20 protein-coding genes and 2 pseudogenes are annotated in these 24,304 nt (G+C 60.8%); 8 read left to right on the top strand and 14 right to left on the bottom strand.

Annotation, left to right across the window (positions count from 1 at the left end; all coding sequences use genetic code 11):
- Positions 1 to 192 precede the first annotated feature (192 nt).
- A complete protein-coding gene (locus BZ163_RS14270; protein WP_128871448.1) occupies positions 193 to 2,586 on the top strand; it encodes a heavy metal translocating P-type ATPase in 2,394 nt (797 codons plus the stop codon).
- Positions 2,583 to 2,996, top strand: coding sequence for a Cu(I)-responsive transcriptional regulator (gene cueR, locus BZ163_RS14265; protein ID WP_128871447.1), 414 nt, complete (start codon positions 2,583 to 2,585; stop codon positions 2,994 to 2,996). The genes BZ163_RS14270 and cueR overlap by 4 nt, the downstream gene beginning before the upstream one ends.
- Positions 2,997 to 3,091: 95 nt before the next feature.
- Here cueR and BZ163_RS14260 read toward each other — a convergent pair whose 3' ends face one another.
- The gene (locus BZ163_RS14260) at positions 3,092 to 3,985 is read right to left on the bottom strand and encodes a PA4780 family RIO1-like protein kinase (RefSeq protein ID WP_128871446.1); all 894 of its coding nucleotides are present in this window, start codon (positions 3,983 to 3,985) and stop codon (positions 3,092 to 3,094) included.
- A gap of 202 nt (positions 3,986 to 4,187) precedes the next feature.
- On the opposite strand from BZ163_RS14260, the gene arfA reads away from it, so the two are divergent.
- Together arfA and BZ163_RS14250 are read left to right on the top strand one after the other, a co-directional pair.
- On the top strand, positions 4,188 to 4,352 hold the full coding sequence (arfA, locus tag BZ163_RS14255; protein WP_017340991.1) for an alternative ribosome rescue factor ArfA: 165 nt from the start codon (positions 4,188 to 4,190) through the stop codon (positions 4,350 to 4,352).
- A 62-nt stretch (positions 4,353 to 4,414) separates the two neighbouring features.
- Positions 4,415 to 5,736, top strand: a pseudogene (locus BZ163_RS14250) (lytic murein transglycosylase).
- A 140-nt stretch (positions 5,737 to 5,876) separates the two neighbouring features.
- On the opposite strand, the gene BZ163_RS14245 reads toward BZ163_RS14250, so the two are convergent.
- From BZ163_RS14245 to BZ163_RS14185, 13 genes are all read right to left on the bottom strand, one after another.
- A complete protein-coding gene (locus BZ163_RS14245; RefSeq protein WP_128871445.1) occupies positions 5,877 to 6,827 on the bottom strand; it encodes an LD-carboxypeptidase in 951 nt (316 codons plus the stop codon).
- A gap of 172 nt (positions 6,828 to 6,999) precedes the next feature.
- Positions 7,000 to 8,022, bottom strand: coding sequence for a lipoyl synthase (gene lipA, locus BZ163_RS14240; protein ID WP_128871444.1), 1,023 nt, complete (start codon positions 8,020 to 8,022; stop codon positions 7,000 to 7,002).
- A gap of 1 nt (position 8,023) precedes the next feature.
- On the bottom strand, positions 8,024 to 8,671 hold the full coding sequence (lipB, locus tag BZ163_RS14235) for a lipoyl(octanoyl) transferase LipB (RefSeq protein ID WP_128871443.1): 648 nt from the start codon (positions 8,669 to 8,671) through the stop codon (positions 8,024 to 8,026).
- Positions 8,671 to 8,946: a DUF493 domain-containing protein gene (locus tag BZ163_RS14230; RefSeq protein WP_064679955.1), complete on the bottom strand. Its 276-nt coding sequence runs from the start codon at positions 8,944 to 8,946 to the stop codon at positions 8,671 to 8,673. Before BZ163_RS14230 ends, lipB begins: the two co-directional genes overlap by 1 nt.
- A gap of 80 nt (positions 8,947 to 9,026) precedes the next feature.
- Positions 9,027 to 10,184 (bottom strand): D-alanyl-D-alanine carboxypeptidase family protein, encoded by a 1,158-nt coding sequence (locus BZ163_RS14225; protein ID WP_128871442.1) that lies wholly within the window; start codon positions 10,182 to 10,184, stop codon positions 9,027 to 9,029.
- 182 nt (positions 10,185 to 10,366) lie between these two features.
- A complete protein-coding gene (locus tag BZ163_RS14220; RefSeq protein WP_128871441.1) occupies positions 10,367 to 11,383 on the bottom strand; it encodes a septal ring lytic transglycosylase RlpA family protein in 1,017 nt (338 codons plus the stop codon).
- Positions 11,383 to 12,393, bottom strand: coding sequence for a lytic murein transglycosylase B (mltB, locus tag BZ163_RS14215; protein WP_128871440.1), 1,011 nt, complete (start codon positions 12,391 to 12,393; stop codon positions 11,383 to 11,385). The genes BZ163_RS14220 and mltB overlap by 1 nt, the downstream gene beginning before the upstream one ends.
- A gap of 17 nt (positions 12,394 to 12,410) precedes the next feature.
- The gene (rodA, locus tag BZ163_RS14210) at positions 12,411 to 13,514 is read right to left on the bottom strand and encodes a rod shape-determining protein RodA (RefSeq protein ID WP_168187363.1); all 1,104 of its coding nucleotides are present in this window, start codon (positions 13,512 to 13,514) and stop codon (positions 12,411 to 12,413) included.
- 31 nt (positions 13,515 to 13,545) lie between these two features.
- Entirely contained in the window at positions 13,546 to 15,441 is a 1,896-nt protein-coding gene (gene mrdA / locus BZ163_RS14205) for a penicillin-binding protein 2 (RefSeq protein ID WP_128871438.1), read from the bottom strand.
- A 10-nt stretch (positions 15,442 to 15,451) separates the two neighbouring features.
- A complete protein-coding gene (gene rlmH / locus BZ163_RS14200) occupies positions 15,452 to 15,919 on the bottom strand; it encodes a 23S rRNA (pseudouridine(1915)-N(3))-methyltransferase RlmH (protein WP_003185785.1) in 468 nt (155 codons plus the stop codon).
- 9 nt (positions 15,920 to 15,928) lie between these two features.
- A complete protein-coding gene (rsfS, locus tag BZ163_RS14195) occupies positions 15,929 to 16,423 on the bottom strand; it encodes a ribosome silencing factor (RefSeq protein ID WP_128871437.1) in 495 nt (164 codons plus the stop codon).
- 73 nt (positions 16,424 to 16,496) lie between these two features.
- Positions 16,497 to 17,186 carry a nicotinate-nucleotide adenylyltransferase gene (nadD, locus tag BZ163_RS14190; RefSeq protein ID WP_128871436.1) on the bottom strand — a complete coding sequence of 230 codons (690 nt, stop codon included), beginning with the start codon at positions 17,184 to 17,186 and terminating at the stop codon, positions 16,497 to 16,499.
- Between the two features lies 1 nt (position 17,187).
- Positions 17,188 to 18,459, bottom strand: a complete 1,272-nt coding sequence (locus BZ163_RS14185) for a glutamate-5-semialdehyde dehydrogenase (protein WP_128871435.1) — start codon at positions 18,457 to 18,459, stop codon at positions 17,188 to 17,190.
- A gap of 189 nt (positions 18,460 to 18,648) precedes the next feature.
- Here BZ163_RS14185 and BZ163_RS14180 point away from each other — a divergent pair, with 189 nt between their 5' ends.
- The 4 genes and pseudogenes from BZ163_RS14180 (at position 18,649) to BZ163_RS14165 (ending at position 24,304) form a co-directional block, all read left to right on the top strand.
- On the top strand, positions 18,649 to 19,344 hold the full coding sequence (locus BZ163_RS14180) for a DNA-3-methyladenine glycosylase (RefSeq protein ID WP_128871434.1): 696 nt from the start codon (positions 18,649 to 18,651) through the stop codon (positions 19,342 to 19,344).
- Positions 19,345 to 19,473: 129 nt separating this feature from the next.
- Positions 19,474 to 20,792, top strand: a pseudogene (locus BZ163_RS14175) (bifunctional DedA family/phosphatase PAP2 family protein).
- Between the two features lie 444 nt (positions 20,793 to 21,236).
- Positions 21,237 to 23,216, top strand: a complete 1,980-nt coding sequence (locus BZ163_RS14170) for a hypothetical protein (RefSeq protein ID WP_256579020.1) — start codon at positions 21,237 to 21,239, stop codon at positions 23,214 to 23,216.
- 38 nt (positions 23,217 to 23,254) lie between these two features.
- Positions 23,255 to 24,304 carry a hypothetical protein gene (locus tag BZ163_RS14165; protein WP_128871432.1) on the top strand — a complete coding sequence of 350 codons (1,050 nt, stop codon included), beginning with the start codon at positions 23,255 to 23,257 and terminating at the stop codon, positions 24,302 to 24,304.

Raw genomic sequence — 24,304 nt, 5'->3', positions numbered from 1 at the left:
CGACATTGATATCGCCTGAAACGCCGCCTTCGCCAGCTAGCCGGCTCCTACAATTGTGCAGTCAACACGATCCCTGCAGCTGCCGCGGGCTCGGGCCGCGTTCGGACGATCTTTTGATCTGAATCATGGCGCTTGACCTTGCCCGCATGGCAAGGTTGATCCTGTAGGCATCTTCTACAGGGAGCGCGACCGATGTCCGAATCCACCACTTTCGATCTGCCGATTGCCGGCATGACCTGCGCCAGTTGCGCCGGACGTGTCGAGCGTGCCTTGAGCAAAGTCATCGGCGCCAGTGCCGTCAGCGTCAACCTCGCCACCGAGCAGGCCCGGGTTCAAGCGCCCAGCGACAGCCTGCCGGCCTTGATGGACGCCGTGGAGCAAGCCGGCTACAGCGTGCCGCAGCAGACCCTGGAGTTGAGCATCGACGGCATGACCTGCGCCTCCTGTGTCGGCCGGGTCGAACGTGCGCTGGCGAAGGTGCCGGGGGTGAAGCGTGTCAGCGTCAACCTGGCCAATGAACGCGCCCACCTCGAGTTACTCGGGCAGATTGATCCGCAGGCATTGATCGCCGCCGTGACCAAGGCGGGTTACGGCGCCAGCGTCTGGGAAGTCGAACACCCGCCAACCGACCATCAGCAACAGCGTCTGCACCGCGAGCGTTGGGCCTTGATCATCGCAATCGTCCTCGCCCTGCCGCTGGTGTTGCCAATGGTGCTGCAACCCTTCGGCGTGCACTGGATGCTGCCGGCCTGGGTGCAATTTGCGCTGGCGACGCCGGTGCAATTCGTCTTCGGAGCGCGTTTTTATATCGCCGCGTGGAAAGCCGTGCGTGCCGGTGCCGGCAACATGGATTTGCTGGTGGCCTTGGGCACCAGCGCCGGTTATGGCTTGAGTCTTTACGAATGGGCCACCGCCGCCGGGCGCACGCCGCACCTGTACTTTGAAGCCTCGGCGGTGGTGATTGCCCTGGTGTTGCTGGGCAAATACCTGGAAAGCCGCGCCAAGCGCCAGACCGCCAGCGCCATCCGCGCCCTTGAAGCCTTGCGTCCGGAGCGAGCGATTCAAGTGATCGACGGCCGTGAGCAGGACGTTGCCATCAGCGCCTTGCGCCTCAACGATCTGGTCATGGTCAAACCCGGCGAACGTTTCCCGGTGGACGGCGAAGTCGTCGAAGGCCAGAGCCACGCCGACGAAGCGCTGATCAGCGGCGAAAGCCTGCCTGTGCCGAAACAGCCCGGCGACAAGGTCACCGGCGGCGCCATCAATGGCGAAGGCCGGTTACTGGTTCGCACCCAGGCCCTGGGCGCGGAAACGGTACTGGCGCGGATCATCCGCCTGGTGGAAGACGCTCAAGCGGCGAAGGCGCCGATCCAGAAACTGGTGGATAAAGTCAGCCAGGTATTCGTCCCGACGGTGTTGCTGATCGCGTTGGCGACCTTGATCGGTTGGTGGCTGTACGGGGCGCCGATGGAAACGGCGCTGATCAACGCCGTGGCGGTGTTGGTGATTGCTTGCCCTTGCGCACTCGGGCTGGCCACGCCGACGGCGATCATGGCCGGCACCGGTGTGGCGGCGCGCTACGGGATTCTGATCAAGGACGCCGAAGCGCTGGAGCGTGCCCATGAAGTCAGCGCCGTGGTGTTCGACAAGACCGGCACGCTGACCTCGGGCGCGCCGCGCATCGCCCATTTGAGTGCGATCGACGCTGACGAAGCCGCTCTGTTGCAAAGGGCCGGGGCGCTGCAGCGCGGCAGTGAACATCCGTTGGCCAAGGCCGTGCTGGACGCTTGCGCCGAACGTGGCTTGAATGTGGCCGATGTCAGTGACAGCCAGTCCCTGACCGGGCGCGGCATTGCCGGCACCCTCGAGGGTCGGCGGCTGGCGCTGGGCAATCGGCGCCTGCTGGAAGAGAGCGGTTTGAGCGCCGGTCCATTGGCTGATAGCGCAACCGCATGGGAAACCGAAGGCCGGACCTTGTCCTGGCTGATCGAGCAAAGCCCCGAACCGAAAGTGCTGGGCTTGTTCGCCTTTGGTGACACCCTCAAGGCCGGCGCGCTGCAAGCGGTGCAACAACTGCGCGCTCGCAACATCAGCAGCCACCTGCTGACCGGCGACAATCGCGGCAGTGCCAAAGTGGTCGCCGAGGCGCTCGGCATTAAAGATGTCCACGCCGAAGTATTGCCCGCCGACAAAGCCGCCACCGTCGCCACCCTCAAGAAAACCGGGGTGGTGGCAATGGTCGGCGACGGCATCAACGATGCCCCGGCCCTGGCGGCTGCCGACATCGGCATCGCCATGGGCGGCGGCACCGACGTAGCCATGCACGCCGCCGGAATCACTTTGATGCGCGGTGATCCACGGCTGGTGCCGGCGGCGCTGGACATCAGCCGCAAGACCTACGCGAAGATCCGGCAGAACCTGTTCTGGGCCTTCGTCTACAACCTGATCGGCATTCCGCTGGCAGCCGCAGGCTTGCTCAACCCGGTGCTCGCCGGCGCGGCCATGGCGTTGTCGAGCGTCAGCGTGGTGAGCAATGCGCTACTGCTGAAAACCTGGAAGCCCAAGGAACTGGAGGAACACCCATGAACATCGGCCAAGCGGCCCGCCAGAGCGGACTGAGCGCCAAGATGATTCGTTATTACGAATCCATCGGCCTGCTGAAGGCCGCCCATCGTACCGACAGTGGCTATCGAGTGTATGGCGACGACGACCTGCACACCCTGGCGTTCATCAAGCGCTCCCGCGACCTGGGATTTTCACTGGAAGAGGTCGGCAAATTGCTGACCCTCTGGCAGGACCGTCAACGCGCCAGCGCCGACGTCAAGGCGCTGGCCCGCCAGCATATCGAGGAACTGGACCGCAAGATCCTCGAGCTCGGCCAACTGCGCGACACGCTGCAGGACCTGGTCGAGCATTGCCAGGGTGATCACCGTCCCGATTGCCCGATCCTCAAAAATCTTGAGTCGGGCTGCTGTGGCGTGCCCGCTCGCGCCTGACTGCCTCATTCCTTGAAGATTGGTAGCCAACCAATGTAGGGGGATTTGCGTCCTACACAAAAAACCCGGCCGAAGCCGGGTTTTTTATTGACCTGTCACTGCATCCAGGGCGGAGGCGGTTCTTCGGTCTTGCCGGGTGGTGCGTCGTCTGCGGCGCGTACCGCCTGCTTACGTTCTTCATCGAGGCGTGCGGCCTCGATTTCACGCAGGATGCCGCCAACGTCGGCCATCTCTTCCGGCTCGTCGAACTCACCGGTCAAAGCACTGGCCGGGTGCAAGGTGCCGGCTTCGTACAGCGCCCACATTTCCTTGGCGTACCGGGTCTTCTTCAACTCCGGGGCAAACCGCCCGAAGTAGGACGCCATGTTGCCGACATCCCGCTCCAGCATGCTGAACGCGTGGTTGTTACCCGCCGCATCCACCGCCTGCGGCAAGTCGATGATCACCGGCCCCGTCGGGGTCAGCAGCACGTTGAATTCCGACAAGTCACCGTGCACCAGTCCCGTACACAACATCAGCACGATCTGCGAAATCAGGAACGCGTGGTATTCGCGCGCCTGGTCCGGCTCCAGCACGACGTCGTTCAGGCGTGGTGCGGCATCGCCGTATTCATCGGCTACCAGCTCCATCAGCAGCACGCCTTCCAGGAAGTCGTAAGGCTTGGGCACCCGAACGCCCGCACCGGCCAGACGGAACAATGCCGCCACTTCGGCATTCTGCCAGGCGTCTTCGGTTTCTTTCTTGCCGAACTTGGAACCCTTGGCCATCGCCCGGGCCTGACGGCTGTTGCGTACCTTGCGACCTTCCTGATACTCGGCCGCCTGACGAAAACTGCGTTTATTCGCCTCCTTGTAGACCTTCGCGCAACGTAACTCGTTACCGCAGCGCACCACGTAAACAGCTGCTTCTTTACCACTCATGAGTGGGCGCAGCACCTCGTCGACCAGACCGTCCTCGATCAGGGGTTCAATGCGTTTTGGAGTCTTCATCAGCTTTTATTGTGGGTCCTTTATTACCAAACACGCGAAAGTCATTCGTTATACGGCAATCCACTCATTCGGGGGAGGGGTTGCCGACCTATGAACAGTGCAAACACCCACAATGTGTCGGAAAAAGTTGCCCTATAGACAAAACCACAACTTCGGCAGATTATTTTCCCCGCCCCATCCCCCTCACTCAAGAGATCTGTTCATGAGCAAAAAGCCATCGAAAAATGGCCCGAACAAGGCCAAGTCCATCATCGCCCAGCCACTGTTCCGCAGCCGTCAGGAACGAGCCGGCAAAGGCAAAGGCAGCTACCGCCGCGAAGCCTTCCAGTCTGACAACTGGGAGGCTTCTTACTTTCTGGCGGCCTGAAAGGCAAGCAATCGCTCAACATGTTAAGGTCTGCACCTGATTCGTACTCCCTGGACCTGTGCATGCCCCTTTGTCTTTCCCGTCGTTGGCACGTTCGCCAACTGATAGCTGCCTCCAGCCTCATTTTGCTAGTCGCCTGCGCGGAAAAACCGACCGCCGCCGACGCCCAGCCGCTTCAGACCCTCCCCATCGCGACAGCCCCTGCGGTGATCCCGCCCGTGGTGCCGACCGGTGACAACCTCGACATCCAGCCGACCCAGACCTTCGCCGAATGGCAAGCGGGTTTTCGCAGGGACGCTCTGGCCGCCGGCATCCGCGCCGATCTGTTCGACCGCGCCTTTGCCAATGTCAGCCTGGACACCAGCGTGATCCGCGCCGACCGCAGCCAGCCGGAGTTTTCCCGCCCGGTGTGGGAGTACCTCGACGGTGCTCTTTCGCCACTGCGGGTACGCAAAGGCCAGGCGCTGGTCGGCCAATATGCCGACATCCTGCAAAGCATCGAGCAGCGTTATGGCGTCGATCGTCAGGCACTGGTTTCGGTGTGGGGCATGGAGAGCAACTTCGGTCAGTTCCAGGGCAGCAAGTCGGTGATCAACTCCCTGGCGACCCTGGCCTATGAAGGCCGGCGTCCCGGGTTCGCCCACGCGCAATTGATTGCCGCACTGCAAATCCTGCAACAGGGTGATATCGAACCGGAAGCGATGCTCGGTTCCTGGGCCGGGGCCATGGGCCAGACCCAGTTCATCCCCACCACGTACAACACCCACGCCGTGGACTTCGCGGTGACGGCCGGCGCGACATCTGGGGCAGCCCGGCCGATGCCCTGGCCTCGACCGCGCACTACCTGCAAAGCTCGGGCTGGCAGAAAGGCCAGCCGTGGGGCTTCGAAGTACAACTGCCCGGCAGCTTCAACTACGTGCTGGCCGATGGCACGATTCGCAAGAGTGTTGCCGAATGGCTGCAATTGGGCGTCACCCTGCCCAATGGCGCCCAGGTTCCGCCTGGTTCCGAACAGCTGTCCGCGGCCCTGCTGCTGCCGGCCGGTTATCGCGGCCCGGCGTTCCTGGTCCTGGACAACTTCCGCGCGATCCTCAAGTACAACAACTCGTCGTCCTACGCGTTGGCTGTCAGCCTGTTGTCCGAACGTTTCAACGGCGCTGGCCTGATCAACGGCACCTGGCCGAAAGATGATATGCCGCTCAGCCGTACCGAGCGCATTGAACTGCAAAGCCTGCTGAGTGCGCAGAACTACGATGCGGGCACCGCCGACGGCATCATCGGCGCCAACACCCGCAAGGCGATCCGCAGTGCACAGCAGTCGTTTGGCTGGCCGGCCGACGGGTATCCGACGCACAAGTTGCTCGAAGGGCTGCGTAACCGATAGACAACCGTATGGCGAATGCCGCCTTCGCGAGCAAGCCCGCTCCCACATTTAATTTCTGGCGTTCACAATTTATGTGTTCACAGAGAATCCGATGTGGGAGCGGGCTTGCTCGCGAAGGCGGACTATCAGGCGACTAACATCTACCGCTTGACCACCACATCCTGCTCCAACAACAGTTCTTTCTCCCCTGCATCCAGCCGCACCAACGCCCCCATCGGCAACGTCAGGTTCGGATCGCAATGCCCGCTGCGCCACCCGGACAACACCGGTATCCGCAACGGTGCGAAAGTCTGCTTGAGCAAGCGCTCCAGCGCCGCGACATCAACCCCCGCTACATCCCCCACCAGCACCCCGCGCAGCTTGTGCAGCGAGCCTGCCAGTCGCAGATGGGTCAGCAGCCGATCAATGCGATACAGCGGCTCGTTGATGTCCTCGATGAACAGGATGACGCCCTCGGCATCCATTTCATAAGGCGTGCCCATGGTCGCGGCAATCATCGACAGATTGCCCCCCAACAAACGCCCGTGAGCGATGCCAGGCTCAATCGTGGTCAACGGGTAACCCACCGGGTGCGTCAGCACATTGCCCGCCTTCAGCTGCCCCCTGAGCATATTGAAAAACGACGACTCGGTCGGTTTTTGCTTTTCGCCCAACAGGTCCGCGTTGAGCATCGGACCATGGAAGGTCACGAAGCCTGCATAACGGCTGATCGCCAGGTGCAGCGCGGTGATGTCGCTGTAGCCGATGAATGGCTTGGCATTGTTGCGCAATAGCTCGAAGTCGATGCGATCAAGCAATCGCGGCGTACCGTAACCGCCGCGAAGACAGATGATTGCATCAATCTCGCTGTCGGCAAATGCGGCGTGCAGGTCATTGAGCCGCACTTCGTCGCTACCGGCCAGGTAGCCATCCCGCTCGTACACGCCGGGATACACCCGCACCGAATAACCGCGCGCGCGCATCCAGGCAATGGCTTTGTCGGTGTCCAGCGCTGCCGGACCGGCAGGTGCGATGACACCGATCAACCCTTGCGACGGCAAGGCCGGAACAGGCGCATGAGGACAAAGCGTGTGAGTGGGTCTAACAGTCATCCATGAATCTCCCTGCGTGAAAGCGATAAGCACACAGTAGTCAGGAACGGGGACAAACAGAAGAGGGACAGTCGCCCCGCAGGTTGCAGGAAAAATCTGCAATGGCTGTAGGCCAGGCAAAAAAACGCCCGCAAGAGGAACATCCTTGCGGGCTGTTTTTACGTCGTCGGTATCAGGACGACATCAGCTCGGCCTTGACCAGCTTCGCCTGCTCGTCGGCGTGGTACGAGGAACGTACCAGCGGGCCGGAGGCGACGTTCTTGAAGCCCATCTTGTAACCTTCCTCGGCGAACCAGGCGAAGATGTCCGGGTGCACGAAACGTTGCACCGGCAAGTGGCTACGGGACGGTTGCAGGTACTGGCCCAGGGTCAGCATGTCGATGTCGTGTTCGCGCATGCGCTTCATGACTTCGATGACTTCTTCGTCGGTCTCGCCCAGACCCAGCATCAGGCCGGACTTGGTCGGAATGTGCGGCATCATCTGCTTGAAGCGTTGCAGCAGGGTCAGCGACCACTGGTAATCCGAACCCGGACGCGCGGCCTTGTACAGGCGCGGCACGGTCTCCAGGTTGTGGTTGAACACATCCGGCGGCTCGGCAGCGGTGATGTCCAGCGCGACGTCCATGCGGCCACGGTAATCCGGGACCAGGGTTTCGAGCTGCACGTTCGGCGACAACTTGCGGATCTCGCGGATGCAGTCGGCAAAGTGCTGGGCACCGCCGTCGCGCAGGTCGTCGCGGTCTACCGAGGTGATCACCACGTATTTGAGCTTCAGGTCGGCGATGGCGATGGCCAGGCTCTGCGGCTCGTTGACGTCCAGAGGTTTCGGACGACCATGGCCGACGTCGCAGAACGGGCAGCGACGGGTGCAGATGTCACCCATGATCATGAAGGTCGCGGTGCCGCCGGAGAAGCACTCGCCCAGGTTCGGGCAGGACGCTTCTTCGCACACGCTGTGCAGCTTGTGTTTGCGCAGCAGGGCCTTGATGCGGTCGACTTCCGGCGAAACCGGGATGCGCACGCGAATCCAGTCGGGTTTCTTCGGCAGTTCGGTGGTCGGAATGATCTTCACCGGGATACGTGCAACCTTCTCGGCGCCGCGCAGCTTGACGCCGGCTTCAACCTTGGCACGCGGGGCCGGACGCTCGGTGACATCCAGCGTCGGGATCATGGTTTGCACTGCATCAGTAGTCATATCAGTCGATTCCGCCCGTTAGGGTCGTCTGCTCAGCATAGTCGAGGTGTTTGACGAGCTGCGCGCGCAGCCGGGCACTTACCTCGGCAAATTCAATCGATCCTGCGTGATCGCTCAGCTGGGTCATCGCCAGCCCGGCGTAGCCGCAGGGATTAATCCGTCGAAACGGTTCCAGGTTCATATCCACGTTCAGGGCCAGGCCATGAAAGGAACAACCGTGGCGGATCCGCAGACCCAGAGAAGCGATTTTCGCCCCGTCGACGTAGACGCCCGGGGCATCCGGCTTGGCCGCGGCCGTGACGCCGTAGCTGGCCAGCAACTCGATCAGGCAGTGTTCCATGCGGGTGACCAGGTCACGCACACCGAAACCCAGCTTGCGCACGTCAAGCAACAGGTAAGCCACCAATTGGCCGGGACCATGATAAGTCACCTGACCACCGCGATCGACCTGCACCACCGGAATATCCCCCGGCAGCAACAAGTGCTCGGCCTTGCCGGCCTGGCCCTGGGTGAACACCGGCGGGTGCTCGACCAGCCAGATCTCGTCCGCGGCATCGCTGCCGCGTTCGTTGGTGAAGCGTTGCATGGCATGCCAGACCGGCTCGTAAGCCATCTGGCCAAGCTCGCGAAAGCCCAGCGTGCCGGACATCACAGCACCATGTGCACGAAACCGGTGGCCCGCAACTCGCTGTTGATGTCGTACAGCTGCTCTTGACCGGTGGCGATGATGTGCAGCTGGATGGTCGTGTACTTGCCGTTGGTACTCTGGCGCTCGGCCAGGGTCTCGTGGTCAACGGTGGCGTGTTTCTCAAGGATCGCGATGATCTTGTCCTTGAAACCCACACCCGTGTCGCCGATTACCTTGATCGGGTAATCCGCGCAGGGAAATTCGATTTTTGGCGCCTTTACTTCGGTGTCTGTCATGGCGTAACGGCCTCGTAAGCCGTGGCAACGGACATGGCCCCGCTCCGGATTGGAACGGGGCCATGCGAGTCCACACTAATTCAGTTGAACAAGCCGTAGAAGAATAGACGGATGCTATCCCACATGCGGCGGAAGATACCACCCTCGTCGACTGCGTCGAGGGCGATCAGGTCGGCGCTGTGCACCACCTTCTCGTCCAGCTTCACTTCGACTTTACCGATCACGTCGCCCTTGGCGATTGGCGCCATCAGTTGCGGGTTCATGGTCATGCTGGCGGCGAGCTTTTTCAGCTGGCCCTTCGGCAGGGTCAGGGTCAGGTCTTGGGCCAAGCCGGCCTTGACCTGGTTGGTGGTGCCTTTCCAGACAGGTGCCTGAGCCAACTCGGCGCCTTTCTGATAGAAGGTCTGGGTTTCGAAGAAGCGGAAACCGTAGGTCAGCAGCTTCTGGGTCTCGGAGGCACGTGCCACTTCGCTGTTGGTGCCGAACACCACGGCGATCAGGCGCATGCCATCACGCACGGCCGAAGACACCATGCAGTAGCCGGCTTCGTCGGTGTGGCCGGTTTTCAGACCGTCGACGGTCTTGTCGCGCCACAGCAGCAGGTTGCGGTTAGGTTGCTTGATGCCGTTCCAGAAGAACTCTTTCTGCGAGTAGATCGCGTAGTGAGCCGGGTCTTCGTGGATGATCGCGCGAGCCAGCACGGCCATGTCGTGAGCCGACGAATAGTGCTCAGGGTTCGGCAGACCGGTCGGGTTCATGAAGTGGCTGTTGGTCATGCCCAGGTCGGCCACTGTCTTGTTCATCATGTCGGCGAACGCGTCTTCGCTGCCGGCGATGTGCTCGGCGAGCGCAACACTGGCGTCGTTGCCCGACTGGATGATGATGCCGTGCAGCAGGTCGCTGACGGTGACTTGCGAGCCAACCTTGATGAACATCCGCGAACCGCCGGTACGCCAGGCGTTTTCGCTGACGGTCACCGGATCGTTTTCACCGATCTGGCCACGACGGATTTCCAGGGTCGCGATGTACGCGGTCATCAGCTTGGTCAGGCTGGCCGGTGGCAGACGCTGGTCACCGTTGTTCTCCACCAGCACATTGCCGCTGCTGGCATCCATGAGCACATAGGATTTGGCGGCCAATTGTGGTGGCGACGGCATCATCTCGACCGCGAACGCGGCAGGCGAGAGGAGCAGCGGGACTAGCAGGCACAGGCGTTTGGCAAAGGTGGTGATGTTCATCCGTCTCTCGAAATCGCTAATGGAAACTGCCCGAAGGCAAAACTAATCAGACAGCTTTCTAACGAGCTGTCGCGTGTTCAGTTGTTCACTCAGAACCCTTGCCGGGCTTTTGTTCTAAAACGAGCCAACAACCAGGTTCACCCCCCAAAACCGCAAGTGAACCTTCAATCAAGTACTACGTGTTACTCGGCGGTGACCAGGCTCGGCGAACCGAGATTGGCCAGGCGCACGCTGTTCTGCACTTGCTGGATTTCACCCGGCGAGCCGATCGGCCCCAGGCGAACCCGATGCAGTGTCTGTTGATTGCGCACGATCGAGCTGATAAACACCGGAGCGCTCACCATCCCGCTGAGCTTCGATCTCAGGAGTTCTGCAGCGTCCGGGTTGGCGAACGCGCCCACCTGCAGATACTGGCCAGAGGCTTGTGCAGAAGCGTTTTTTTTTGCATCGATCGGCACAGGAACGACCGCCGCGGCGTGTTGCTGCGGCGGTGGCGTCCATTGTTCAACGGTGCCGGCCGAAGCCGTGATCACCGGGGCGTTATTTTGCGCGGTTTTCGGCTCGTTAAGCATCAGCGGTGCCGGACGCCCTTTGGCGGCCCACCATTGCTGCGGGTCGATGCCTTCGACCTTGACCCGGGCCGTACCGGATTCGGCATAACCGAGCTTCTTGGCGGCGGCATAGGACAAATCGATGATCCGGTCAGAGTAGAACGGCCCGCGGTCGTTGACCCGCAATACGACGGTCTTGTTGTTGTCCAGGTTGGTCACCCGAACGTAACTGGGCAGCGGCAACGTCTTGTGCGCGGCACTCATGCCGTACAGGTCATAGACCTCGCCATTGGCGGTGTTCTGGCCGTGGAATTTGGTGCCGTACCAGGACGCCGTGCCCGACGCGACGTAGGACTTGGATTCTTGCTGCGGGAAATAAGTCTTGCCCAGCACGGTATACGGGTTGGCTTTATAAGGACCCGTGTGCAGGGTCGGTGTCGCATCAGGGATGCGCGCTACGTCGACGTCCCACCAAGGCGCACCGTCTTTGTGCGCGCGGTTGATGTCCAGGCCTGGCGTTGCACGCACGACGGCGGGAGAAGACTTTGTTGGCGTCGGCGAGCGGCTGGTCGAACAACTGGCGACCAGCACCGTCAACGCGGCGAATGCCATCAGCTTCAGGGGTTTATTCATAGGCAATGCCCGCATTACTTGACGCCCCGTGCTTGGACCAGCTGTTCAGACAGTTGATGTACGGCCATGGCGTACATCACGCTGCGGTTATAACGCGTGATCGCGTAAAAATTCGTCAGACCCATCCAGTATTCAGGGCCCTTGTCACCTTCCAGGCGGAATGCCGTGACCGGCATATCATCGCGCAGCGCATCATGACTTGACCACCCCAGCGCTCGCAACTCCCCCACGGTTTTAGTCGGTTCGATACCGGTGGTCAAACCCAGGTCCACCTGATCGCCACGCACATCGGCGCGGCTGACCACGGGTTCACCGCCTACCCAGCCGTGACGTTTGAAGTAACTGGCGACGCTGCCGATGGCATCGTCCGGGTTGTTCCAGATATTGATGTGGCCATCACCGTCGAAGTCCACCGCATACGCGCGAAAGCTGCTCGGCATGAACTGCGGCAAGCCCATCGCCCCGGCGTAGGAGCCCTTGAGGGTCAACGGATCGACCTGCTCTTCACGGGCCAGTAGCAGGAACTCACGCAATTCCTTGCGGAAAAATTCGGCACGAGGAGGATAGTCGAAACCCAGGGTCGACAAGGCGTCGACGACCCGGAAATTCCCGGTATTACGTCCGAAAAAGGTCTCGACACCAATGATCGACACAATAACCTGCGCCGGCACGCCGTATTCCTGTTCCGCACGAGCCAGTACCGCCTCGTGCTGACGCCAGAAGTCCACACCACGGGCGATGCGCGCATCGGTGATGAACATCGGGCGGTATTCGCTCCACTGCTTGACCCGCTCGGCGGGCTTCGAGATCGCGTCCAGGATCGACTGCTTGCGCTCGGCTTCGCGGAACACGCCCATCAGCTGCTCACCGGCAAAACCGTAGTCGCGGGTCATTTCACCGACGAATTCGGCCACCTGGGGTGAGCCTTCGTAATCGCCGGCCAACGCGTCCTGCGCTGTGCCAAGGATGCTTACCAGGCCGACCCATGGCGCGTATCGAGTCGCCCAGCCACGCATTACTTGCATTGAAATCTTCACCTTATTCAAACTTGTGCGATCCACTTACGATGGGTATGGATCGACATCAAAACCCCAAACGCTGACAGCAGCGTCACCAGCGAAGTTCCTCCGTAGCTAATGAACGGCAACGGCACCCCCACGACCGGCAACAGGCCACTGACCATACCGATGTTGACGAAAACGTAAACAAAAAACGTCATGGTCAGGCTGCCCGCGAGCAATTTGCCGAACAATGTCTGGGCCTGGGCGGTAATAACCAGCCCGCGACCGATCAACAGCAGGTAAATCAGCAGCAGTGCGCAGATGCCCACCAGGCCGAATTCTTCACCCATGACCGCAATAATGAAGTCGGTGTGGCTTTCCGGCAGGAAGTCCAGGTGCGACTGGGTGCCCAGCAGCCAGCCCTTGCCGAACACGCCGCCGGAACCGATGGCGGCCTTGGACTGGATGATGTTCCAGCCGGTGCCCAGCGGATCGCTCTCCGGGTCGAGGAACGTCAGGACTCGCTGCTTCTGGTAATCGTGCATGACGAAGTACCACATGGCGACAGCCACCGGCACGGCGGCGGCGAGCACGCTGAGGATCCAGCGCCAGCGCAGGCCGCCCATGAACAACACGAACGCACCACCCGCCAGGATCAGCAATGAGGTGCCAAGGTCGGGTTGACGCACGATCAGGATGAATGGCAAGCCGATCAGGAACAAACTGACGCCCACGTGCTTGAGCTGGGGCGGCAAGGTGCGTTTGGACAGGTACCAGGCGATGGTCGCCGGCATCAGGATCTTCATGAATTCCGAGGGCTGGAAGCGGATCACCCCGGGAATATTGATCCAGCGCGTGGCGCCCATGGCGTTGTGGCCCATGATGTCCACCACCACCAGCAACAGCACGCCGAGCACATAACCGACCGGCACCCAACGGGCCATGAACCTCGGCTCGAACTGGGCAATGACGACCATCGACACCAGGCCGATACCGAACGAAGTGGCTTGCTTGGCCAGCAGGTCCCAGCTCTTGCCGCTGGCCGAATACAGCACGAACAGGCTGCCGGCGGCGAGGGTCAGCAACAGGATCAACAGCGGGCCGTCGATGTGCATGCGTTGCAACAGCGTCGCACGACGCCGCATCACATCCTCGCTGGAGAGAATGCGATCGAAATTACTGTTCACGGGCCGTAGCCTCCGCGCTGATTGGGCTGGCGTATTCGGCTTTCAACCGACCGTTCTGGTCCAGGAGCCAGGCATCCATGATTTGACGCACCACGGGTGCCGCAACGCCGGAACCGGACTCGCCATTCTCGACCATCACCGACACCACGATCTTCGGGTTGTCGGCCGGCGCGAAGCCGACGAACAAGGCGTGGTCACGGTGGCGTTCCTGGACCTTGGAACGGTCGTATTTCTCGCCCTGCTTGATCGCGACCACCTGGGCCGTACCACTCTTGCCGGCGATGCGGTATTGCGCACCGAGCGCCGCTTTGCGTGCCGTACCCCGGGCGCCGTGCATCACCTGCTGCATGCCGTGGTTGACCTTGGTCCAGTCGGACGGGTCGCGCAGGATGATGTCCGGCATCGGATTCTCGTCCTTGGGCCGCTCGCCTTCGACGGTCTTGGCCAGATGCGGCCGGTTCCAGATGCCTTTGTTGGCCACCAGCGCAGTGGCCTGGGCGAGTTGCAGCGGAGTCGACTGCATGTAGCCCTGGCCGATCCCCAAAATCAGGGTTTCGCCCGGGAACCAGGCCTGGCGCCGGGTCGCGCGCTTCCATTCCCGGGTCGGCATCAGCCCCGGCGACTCTTCGAACATGTCCAGCGAGACCTTCTGGCCGATGCCGAACTTGCCCATATAGGCCGACAACCGATCGATCCCCAGCTTGTGGGCCAGGTCGTAGAAGTAGGTGTCGTTGGAGCGCATGATCGCCGTGTCCAGGTCGACGTAGCCATCGCCACTACGGTTCCAGTTACGGTATTTGTGATCGTAGTTGGGCAACTGGTAATAGCCGGGGTCGTACACCCGACTCGACGCGGTCACGACACCGGCATCCAGGCCGGCAATCGCCACCGCTGGCTTGATGGTCGAACCCGGCGGGTACAGGCCCCGCAGGACCCGGTTGAACAACGGCCGGTCGATCGAATCACGCAGCTCGGCATAGGCCTTGAAGCTGATGCCGGTGACGAACAGGTTCGGATCGAAACTCGGCGCACTGACCATCGCCAGGACTTCGCCGGTTTTCGGGTCCAGCGCCACTACCGCGCCGCGGCGACCGCCCAGTGCGGCCTCGGCCGCTTCTTGCAATTGGATGTCCAGGCTCAGCACGATGTCCTTGCCGGGAATCGGATCGGTGCGCTTGAGCACGCGCAATACGCGGCCCCGGGCGTTGGTCTCGACCTCTTCGTAACCCACCTGGCCGTGCAATTCAGGCTCGTAGAAACGTTCGATGCCCGTCTTGCCGATGTGGTGAGTGCCGCTGTAGTTGACCGGGTCGAGGGATTTCAACTCTTTCTCGTTGATCCGCCCCATGTAACCCACTGAATGCGCAAAGTGCGCGCCCTGCGGATAGTGCCGAACCAACTGCGCGACCACTTCCACACCGGGCAGACGGAACTGATTGACCGCAATGCGGGCGATCTGTTCTTCAGTCAACTCGAACAGGATCGGCACCGGCTCGAACGGCCGGCGCCCCTGTCGCATGCGTTTCTCGAAGATCACCCGGTCCTCGGGCGTCAGTTCCAGCACCTCGACGATCACGTCGAGCACTTGCTGCCAGTCACCGGAGCGCTCGCGGGTCATGCTCAGGCTGAAGCTCGGCCGGTTATCGGCCACCACCACGCCATTACGGTCGAAGATCAGCCCGCGAGTCGGCGGAATCGGCTGCACATGGACGCGGTTGTTTTCCGACAGGGTCGAGTGGTACTCGTACTGAATCACCTGGAGGAAATACAACCGCGCGATCAGCACACAGATCAGCACCACCACCGCAATTGCCCCGAACACGACGCGGCCACGCACCAGACGGGCGTCTTTTTCGTGGTCCTTGAGGCGAATCGGCTGGGGCATGAGGGCAGAACTACTTGTGGTAAGGGTGGCCGGACAGCACTGTCCAGGCACGATACAGCTGCTCGCCGATCAGAATGCGTACCAGCGGGTGCGGCAAGGTCAACGGCGAGAGCGACCAGCGCTGATCGGCCCGGGCACAGACTTCCGGCGCCAGCCCTTCGGGGCCGCCGACCATGAAATTCACCGTGCGCGAGTCCAGCCGCCAGCGATCGAGCTCGACCGCCAACTGCTCGGTGCTCCAGGGCTTGCCGTGGACTTCGAGGGTGACAATCCGCTCGTTCGGCCCGACCTTGGCCAGCATGGCTTCGCCTTCCTGACGGATGAAGCGCGCCACGTCGGCGTTCTTGCCGCGGGTGTTGAGCGGTATTTCCACCAGTTCCAGCGCCAGCTCGGACGGAAGACGCTTGGCATATTCATGCCAGCCTTCTTCCACCCACTTGGGCATGCGTGAACCGACGGCGATCAGTCGCAGTCGCACAGCGGTCCCTTATTGCTGGTCTTTGTTGAGCTTGACGAAGTGCTCATGGGTGTTTTCCGGGCTGTGGTGAGCCGCGTTCAGCGCACGGCTCTGTTCTGCACCAGACCACAGACGCTCCAGGTCGTAAAACTGACGAGCCGAGGCGGTCATCATGTGGACGATGACATCGTCCATGTCCAGCAGCACCCAATCGCTGTCGCCCTTGCCTTCTTCACCCAACGGCTTGACGCCCTGGGCTTTGACGGCTTCGCGGACTTTGTCCAGCATTGCGCCGATCTGGCGGTTGGACGTACCGGTAGCGATGATCATGAAGTCGGTGATGCTCTGCTTTTCACGAACGTCGATGACCTGGATGTCCTGGCCCTTCACGTCTTCCAGGGCTGCTACGGCAACCTTGACCAGTTCTTCGCCACGCAGCTCCGGCCCGGTTGGAGCCTCTACTGGCAGCGGGGCGCTCTTGAACGTGCCTTTGCGCTTTACTTTGGTTTGGTCTTTGTCAGTCATATAAAACTCGTTTTGCTCGTATGTTCAGGCGCTTCAATACACGTTGTTGCTACGTGCCTTGAAGCACTCCTATTCAGTTCGACGCACGGTAAAGTCCGTGCGCATCGATGTAGGCCAGGACCGCGTCGGGCACCAGGAAACGTACCGACTTACCGCTGGCCAGCAGTTGACGGATCTGGGTGGCGGATACCGCAAGCGGTGTCTGCCAGACGAATGCAATCTGTCCGCTCGGCCCTTTGAGGGCCAGCGGGTCGCTCACCGAGCGCGCTGCCAGCAGGTTGCGCAAGGCATCCGGCGGTTCGCTGTCGGCATCCGGGCGTTGCAGCACCAGGATGTGGCAATGCTGGAGCAACTCTTCCCAGCGGTGCCAAGTGGGCAGGCCGCAAAACGCGTCCCAGCCCAAAAGTAGAAAAACCTGGTCCTGCGCGGCCAGTTCGGCACGCATCAGCTCCAGGGTATCGATGGTGTAGGACGGTTTGTCCCGCTGCAATTCGCGGGCATCCACCACCAACGGCGCCACACCGGCCACCGCGCACTCGACCATCGCCAGACGGTCCTTGGCCGACACTTGCGGCGTACCGCGATGAGGCGGCCTGGCGCTGGGTGTCAGGCGCAGTTCATCGAGCGCCAGCGATTCGGCGACTTCCAGCGCACCGCGCAAATGGCCGATGTGCACTGGATCGAACGTCCCGCCCAGCATGCCGATGCGCCGAGGCGCAGGTTCGCGGGTGGTGACCGGGGCGGACGGTTTGAGGTCGCCCAACTCAGACCGACGCCTGGCCGCGCAACTGACCGTCCCCGACCACGATGTACTTCTCGCAGGTCAGACCTTCGAGGCCCACCGGGCCGCGGGCGTGCAGCTTATCAGTAGAAATGCCGATCTCGGCACCCAATCCGTATTCGAAGCCATCGGCGAAGCACGTCGGGGTGTTGATCATCACCGACGACGAATCGACTTCCGCCACAAAGCGGCGGGTGTCTGCCAGGTTTTCGCTGACGATCGAGTCGGTGTGATGCGAGCCGTACTGGTTGATGTGCTCGATGGCCTGGTCCAGCCCGTCGACCACGCGGATCGAGAGGATCGGCGCCAGATATTCGGTGCTCCAGTCATCGATCGTAGCGACTGTCGCGTCGATGATCGCCCGCGTGCGTTCGCAACCGCGCAGCTCGACGCCTTTTTCGCGGAACTGTGCAGCCATCGACGGCAGGAAATCCTTGGCAACGGTTTGATCCACCAGCAGCGTTTCCATCGCACCGCAGATGCCATACCGGTAAGTCTTGGCATTGAACGCGATGCGCTGGGCCTTCTGCAGGTCGGCGTGGGCGCTGACGTAGACGTGGCAAATGCCGTCCAGGTGCTTGATCACCGGCACGCGGGCATCGCGGCTGATCCGTTCGATCAGGCCACGGCCGCCACGGGGAACGATGACGTCGACGTACTCAGGCAAGGTGATCAGCGCGCCAACGGCGGCGCGATCGGTGGTTTCGACCACTTGCACCACGGCCGCCGGCAGATCGGCCTCGGCCAGGCCGCGCTGGATGCAGGCGGCAATGGCGCGGTTGGAATTGATCGCCTCGGAGCCGCCGCGCAGGATGGTCGCGTTGCCGGACTTCAGGCACAGGCTGGCCGCATCGATGGTCACGTTCGGCCGCGATTCGTAGATGATCCCGATCACGCCCAGCGGCACACGCATCTTGCCCACCTGAATGCCTGAGGGGCGATAACTCATGTCGCGGATCGCCCCGACCGGATCCGGCAGCGCCGCCACCTGGCGCAAACCGACGATCATGCCGTCGATGCGTTCCGGGGTCAGCGCCAGACGCTCCAGCAGGGCCGGTTCAAGACCGCTGGCGCGGCCAGCCGCCAAATCCAGCTCGTTGGCGGCTATCAGCTCGGCGCGTGCAGCGTCCAACGCTTGGGCAGCAGCCTCCAGCGCGCGGTTTTTCTGCGCAGTGCTGGCACGGCCGATGACGCGGGAAGCTTCACGGGCAGCGCGACCCAAACGGGTCATGTAGTCAAGAACGGACTCAGTCATGGTCTGAAGTGGTCTTTGATAAGGTCTTGGTAAAGAGTAAAGCGGCAGATTATAGCTGTCGCGTCCCGGGACTAACAGCGGTGACAGGCGGATGGTCGAAATCGAGGGCAATTTGCCGACGTTCAGCCGTGATTAAGCTGCAAATTGTTATCATCACGACCCAATCAGCCCTGATAAACGCCGTTCATCATGACCAACCTGACTGTTCGTGCGTCCGAAACGAGCCTGCCCACGGCACTCCCGGACGCATTTTTCGACCGAGACGCCCAAACACTGGCCCGGGAATTACTGGGCAAAGTGATCCGGCATCGGGTCGGCGAACTCTGGCTGAGCGCTCGAATCATCGAGACCGAAGCTTATTATTTCGAAGAAAAAGGCAGCCATGCCTCCCTTGGCTATACAGAAAAGCGTAAGGCTTTGTTTCTGGATGGTGGTCACATCTATATGTATTACGCCCGTGGCGGTGATTCCCTGAACTTCAGCGCCCAGGGTCCCGGCAATGCGGTGTTGATCAAATCCGGCTACCCCTGGGTCGATGAATTGAGCGGACCGGCGAGCCTGGCGCAAATGCTGTTGAACAATCCGGATGCCCAGGGCCGCCCTCGTCCCTCGCAAAAGCTCTGTGCCGGACAGACCTTGCTGTGCAAGGCGCTGGGCCTGAAGGTGCCGGTCTGGGACGCCAAGCGCTTCGACCATGAAGTACTGCTGGTGGAAGATATCGGGCCCGCCCCCGCCCACATCATTCAAACCACGCGCCTGGGCATTCCCCATGGGCGTGACGAACACCTGATGTACCGCTTCGTCGAGGCCGCCTACGCTGCCTATTGCACGCGCAACCCGCTGCGACGAGGGCAAGTCGAAGGCCGCGATTACTTTTTGCTGTAAACACACCCCCCGCAGGGGCTGACGAGTGAAACGAGGCTGCGATCCTTTGATCTTGCTTTTAAAGGATCAAAAGAACGCAGCCTGCGGCAGCTCCTACCGGGATTATCGATAAGTTGGGAGATGTTTTTTATGGGCCCATGGCTCGATAGCGTGACCGGATGGTTGACGGTCAACCCGCAATGGCTGGCCGCCGCGGTGTTCATAGTGGCCTTTGTGGAATGCCTGGCAATTGCCGGGCTGATCGTTCCCGGCACGGTATTGCTGTTTGCCGTCGCGGTCCTGGCCGGCAGCGGGGCGCTGTCGTTGAGCGAAACCCTGCTGCTGGGGTTCGTCGCAGGCGTGCTGGGCGACATTGTTTCGTACTTCGTGGGGCGACATTTCCATCAGAACATCCGGCGCCTGCCCGGGCTGCGCCATCACCCGGAATGGATCGCCGGGGCCGAAGCCTATTTCCAGCGTTATGGCATTGCCAGCCTGTTGGTCGGGCGCTTTATCGGCCCATTGCGGCCCATGCTGCCGATGGTCGCCGGGATGTTCGACATGCCGTTCCCGCGCTTCGCCGCCGTCAGCCTGCTGGCCGCCGCCGGCTGGAGCGTCGCCTATCTGCTGCCGGGGTGGGCCACCGGCGCGGCGTTCCGCCTGCCGTTACCGGAAGGTTTCTGGCTGCAGGCGGGCATTCGTCGCCGGCAGTGTCGACGGTGATGGTCGGCCTGAGCGCGACCAGCAGCCTGCGCCGCCATCGCCGCGCCACGACCTGGATCAGTTGCATGAGCCTGCTGATCCTGATTGGCCTGTTCATCGGCTATCCGCACTTGACCGCGCTTGATCAGGGCGTGATGACCCTGGTGCAGGAACACCGCAGCCCGACGCTGGATGAAGTGGCGGTCACCTTCACCCTGATCGGTGAGTTCCGCAACATGCTGCTGTTCAGCGCCTTGCTCACCGGCCTGCTATTGCTGTGCCGGCAATGGCGCCAAGCGTTGTTTGCCGGCGGCACCATGCTCTGCACCGCCCTGGCCAATACCGCGACCAAGCAATTCTTCGCCCGGGTCCGCCCGGAAGTGCTGAGCGATCCTTTGACCAGCTACAGCATGCCCAGCGGCCACGCTTCGGGCGCGTTTGCCTTGTTTCTGACCCTGGCCGTGCTCGCCGGTCGCGGACAGCCGCCACGGATGCGCCTGACCTGGCTGCTGCTGGCCTGCCTGCCGGCGCTGTCGATTGCCTTGTCGCGGGTTTATCTGGGCGCGCACTGGCCAACCGACGTGCTGGCCGGTGCGATGCTGGCGGCGTGCATGTGCGCCGCGAGTTTATGGCTAAGCCAGCGTCAGACGCCCCTCAATGCCATGCCGTTCAAGGTCTGGTGGCTGATCCTGCCAGCGTTGCTGGCCTTGTTCAGTTTCTTCGCCCTGCGCCATCTGCCCCATGCAATGTTGCGGTACGCGTACTGACACCACGGGTTCGCCGCTCTATTGGCTAACCGCAAAGAGCGCCCTCCTCGCCACGCTTCAAGGATTTCTCCGACGAGCGTGGCGCTTGATCTGGTGAATCGAATATCGGCGGCGCGACCGCGTTTTTTCAGAACATCAGCCTAGCCAACAATCGAAGTTACATATTCCCTCCTAACTTCCAAGGTCTGAGCCTTTCATGACCAGGAAAATCAATTACATTAAAAGCCATCTTGCCGCAAACCAAGCGCGGTAAATACTTCATCAATGCACGACTTACAAGTCACTTTATCAAGCTCACCGGAAACACGATTAAACACACTAACAAATTTTATCAATCTTATTATAAAAAGCGAGTTTGTCATGAGTCCAAAAACACCCCGCAAACCACCCGTAACAACTCCGCACAAAGCTGTATCAATGAATGAGCCCTCGATAAGGCACGACTTGGATACTTCAGTATTCGTGCCTCATGGAGTTTGGCCAGCCGATGCGAATATTCGTTCGACGTCCAGTCAGGGTCATGTTGCACGCCCGGATATTGATACCCCTCCCTTCCCTTCCATTGAAACAACCGACTTGCCGACTCGCACGATCACCGACTATTCGCAGCGCGATAACTCATTGGACAAATACTGGTTATCGGAGAATTTTCTGCGCGGCATGCAAGCACCGAATGCAGACGGTTTGCGCTTCATCGTCGGGCGCAAATTTGTCGATGTAGACGATCAAGGCGTTATGCATACAGCACATGTCGGCCTTGATGAAAATCTCGGCGCTTATCGAATGAAGTTACTGACGGAGCAAAACCCGTCCGGCCCGGTCCTTTATAAAAACGACGGAAGCCCTACCTGGCGCCTGACAGCGCAGATCAGTGAAAGACCTGCGGTCAACCATGAACCACAGACAGCAAGCGGGTCCGCACCTAAGCGGCCGGCATCGTCAACGAGCGAACAGTCCGCTACAACAGGCACACCTAAACGACCGCGCATTTTCGACACGCCGACTTACATCAATCAAAGACTTTACACCGCATCGTCACGCCCGCCGGACGCGCAGGGTTATCACGAATTCAAGCCAAGGTCGGGGGATGGATCCGGCGCACTATTTGCGCTCGTAGATCGGTTCGGAAACTTCATTCAGGTCGACCCTCCTGCAGGAGGCTTCGGCTCGCAACCCTCCCACCTGAAACACTGGACCGACCAGGAGATCTGGCAGCTCTATGGCATTCAAGGTCGGGATATCGAGCGTTTCCGGAGCGAAGCACAGGTCTCGGGCAAGCCCCCGCAATGGGTCGAACCGAATGTTACGGACGACCCGGTCGTCAACCTGCTGCGCGATTCACTCCACTGGCTGCACCCGACCCTGACCTGGAGCGAACGCAAGGCGCTCTTGCAGTCCTACAACCTGCTGCCGAGCCAGCTGTCTCGCTTGCAACAACACATGAAAACCGAACTGACGCTGCCGCAATGGGCACAAGCGCACAAACGCATGACTGAAGATGTTGGCAATCCACACTACCTCGATCAATTCAGCCATGACATCACCAACGAGCTGAATCTCAAGCGTCATGCCCGGCATGACTGGTATGACCCCGAGACCAGCCTGACCCACGACTTTCGCGAGGTGCTTCTGGTTAAAATGGGTTATCTGCGCAACCAGAATAACTGTCTGTATCGAACTGACATCCCGGCCCTGTTCAGGGGCGACGAGCGCACCCCGTTCGAACTGGCGAACGACAACGCCATGCTTCCTCGCTATGACCACCAACCCGGTGCTACCACCCATAAGCCGATGAGCGCCACCTTCAGCCTCAAGGAAGGTCAGATGTACGCCAGCGCGCCAGACCCTGAGTATTTGCGATTCAACACGCAGACCAACAAATACCCGGGTAAAAGCGCTGACAGCGACAACCGTGACACAAGCGACACGGAAAGCAGCGCCTCCTCCGACTGGTCGGATATCGGAAGCCCGGTCGACTGGGATCGAGAACGCAACTACCAACGCACCAGAGAGCAACAAGAGGTCATGTTTCTATATGCGCTGGATACCCGCAACCTGGAAGTCGTCCCGCATGAAGAAAACCATATGTTCAATTCAACGGCCAGTGACACACCCCCCACCTGGTTCCCCTCGGATAACCACGAAGGATTGATTTCGGTCACGAAGAAAGGGCTGGAAGCAGATCGGATCTGGTTGTTGAACTCGTCCCTGACAAAAGGAGCAAACGTCCATGACATCGAGGAACTGGCCGGCAGGTGGGGCGAACGTATCGAAGCCTCTACTCATGCGGGAGACTCTAATAAACATGAATACGACCTATTGATCGAAAAAGTGGACGCAGCGGGAAAACCGATACTCAGATTGTCGGGCAATAAAGACGAATTCGCCTATGACGTGGTATGGCCCGACCAAACCACTGCTTAATCAACTATCAACCCGGTCATTATTTAAAGGATTAAACAATGGCACAACTTATCGAACCCGCCGTAGAAAGCTCAACCCGCCGCACCATTCAAGTGACGGCGATCAGTGCCTCGGCCAACAATCATGCACCCGCCTCCGGCCGAATCGACACATCCCCCAGTGCACCACCGTTAACGCCTGTGTCGCCGCCAGCGCGGGCCACCAGCCAGATCGACACCTCGCCCAGCGCCCCACCGTTAACACCTGTGGAACAGCCAGCGCCGGACACAGCGGTCCCAGGCCAATTATCCCGTCGCTCACTCAAAATCCTTGATGAGCACTTCGGGGCTTTGCGTTTTGGCAATTCCACCGTCACCCGCGCAGAACTCAAGGCTATGGGCGCGAGGGTGCATGGCCAAGCCATCAGCTCGGCAAATGCGAACATGCCAGCGCCCGACCAAGACTTTCTCGACGGACTGAGTTTCGACTCAGCCAAAGTCGAGGCCCGGGTAAGATCGGCGAAAACCCCAGACAGCAGTACTGTCGCCACACTGTTCTACGAAATTACTCTTAGCCGCTCGGTCGACGCCCCGCCCCTGTTCATTGCCGCCGATCCGCTTACGCCCGCCAGCTCGATGGATCGCCTCAACAAGCTTGGCAATGCCGCGCAAAAAATGGACATACATCACCTCGACACCAACGAAAATCATCCCCGATGGGTCAATCGGGGCAAAAGCCTGGCGAGCGTCACGGGCGTAGGGCTGCAGGCCTACGGAATCTATAGTGGCTTTATAGGGACCCTGGACGCCCTCAAGGCTGGCGACTTGGGCGAAGCTGCGTTTAACAGCGGATCGATTGCGAGTGAGGTCGGCTCATTGATCATCGAACGAGGCCTGGCCAAGGGCGGCGTAACGATGATCGAGAGCGGCTCCGTGGTATTCAGCCGGTTTTCCGCCACATCGGCAGGTGCAGTATTCAGTCGGGGGGCCGGGTTATTCGCCAGCTTGATCACCTTGCCGTTCGATATTGCAAGTGCGGTCAAATCCTTTAATGCGGCCGCGGCGCGCACGGCAAGGAAGCTCAGGACCATTATGTCAGCGGTGGCCTGA

Source organism: Pseudomonas sp. VI4.1 (assembly GCF_002029345.1).
Classification (GTDB): Bacteria; Pseudomonadota; Gammaproteobacteria; order Pseudomonadales; family Pseudomonadaceae; genus Aquipseudomonas.
This window is presented reverse-complemented; position numbering and strand designations above follow the sequence as displayed.

Coding starts and splice junctions, on each gene's coding strand:
- BZ163_RS14270 (WP_128871448.1), top strand. CDS start 193: ATGTCCGAATCCACCACTTTCGATCTGCCGATTGCCGGCATGACCTGC.
- cueR (WP_128871447.1), top strand. CDS start 2,583: ATGAACATCGGCCAAGCGGCCCGCCAGAGCGGACTGAGCGCCAAGATG.
- BZ163_RS14260 (WP_128871446.1), bottom strand. CDS start 3,985: ATGAAGACTCCAAAACGCATTGAACCCCTGATCGAGGACGGTCTGGTC.
- arfA (WP_017340991.1), top strand. CDS start 4,188: ATGAGCAAAAAGCCATCGAAAAATGGCCCGAACAAGGCCAAGTCCATC.
- BZ163_RS14245 (WP_128871445.1), bottom strand. CDS start 6,827: ATGACTGTTAGACCCACTCACACGCTTTGTCCTCATGCGCCTGTTCCG.
- lipA (WP_128871444.1), bottom strand. CDS start 8,022: ATGACTACTGATGCAGTGCAAACCATGATCCCGACGCTGGATGTCACC.
- lipB (WP_128871443.1), bottom strand. CDS start 8,671: ATGTCCGGCACGCTGGGCTTTCGCGAGCTTGGCCAGATGGCTTACGAG.
- BZ163_RS14230 (WP_064679955.1), bottom strand. CDS start 8,946: ATGACAGACACCGAAGTAAAGGCGCCAAAAATCGAATTTCCCTGCGCG.
- BZ163_RS14225 (WP_128871442.1), bottom strand. CDS start 10,184: ATGAACATCACCACCTTTGCCAAACGCCTGTGCCTGCTAGTCCCGCTG.
- BZ163_RS14220 (WP_128871441.1), bottom strand. CDS start 11,383: ATGCGGGCATTGCCTATGAATAAACCCCTGAAGCTGATGGCATTCGCC.
- mltB (WP_128871440.1), bottom strand. CDS start 12,393: ATGCAAGTAATGCGTGGCTGGGCGACTCGATACGCGCCATGGGTCGGC.
- rodA (WP_168187363.1), bottom strand. CDS start 13,514: ATGCGGCGTCGTGCGACGCTGTTGCAACGCATGCACATCGACGGCCCG.
- mrdA (WP_128871438.1), bottom strand. CDS start 15,441: ATGCCCCAGCCGATTCGCCTCAAGGACCACGAAAAAGACGCCCGTCTG.
- rsfS (WP_128871437.1), bottom strand. CDS start 16,423: ATGACTGACAAAGACCAAACCAAAGTAAAGCGCAAAGGCACGTTCAAG.
- BZ163_RS14185 (WP_128871435.1), bottom strand. CDS start 18,459: ATGACTGAGTCCGTTCTTGACTACATGACCCGTTTGGGTCGCGCTGCC.
- BZ163_RS14180 (WP_128871434.1), top strand. CDS start 18,649: ATGACCAACCTGACTGTTCGTGCGTCCGAAACGAGCCTGCCCACGGCA.
- BZ163_RS14165 (WP_128871432.1), top strand. CDS start 23,255: ATGGCACAACTTATCGAACCCGCCGTAGAAAGCTCAACCCGCCGCACC.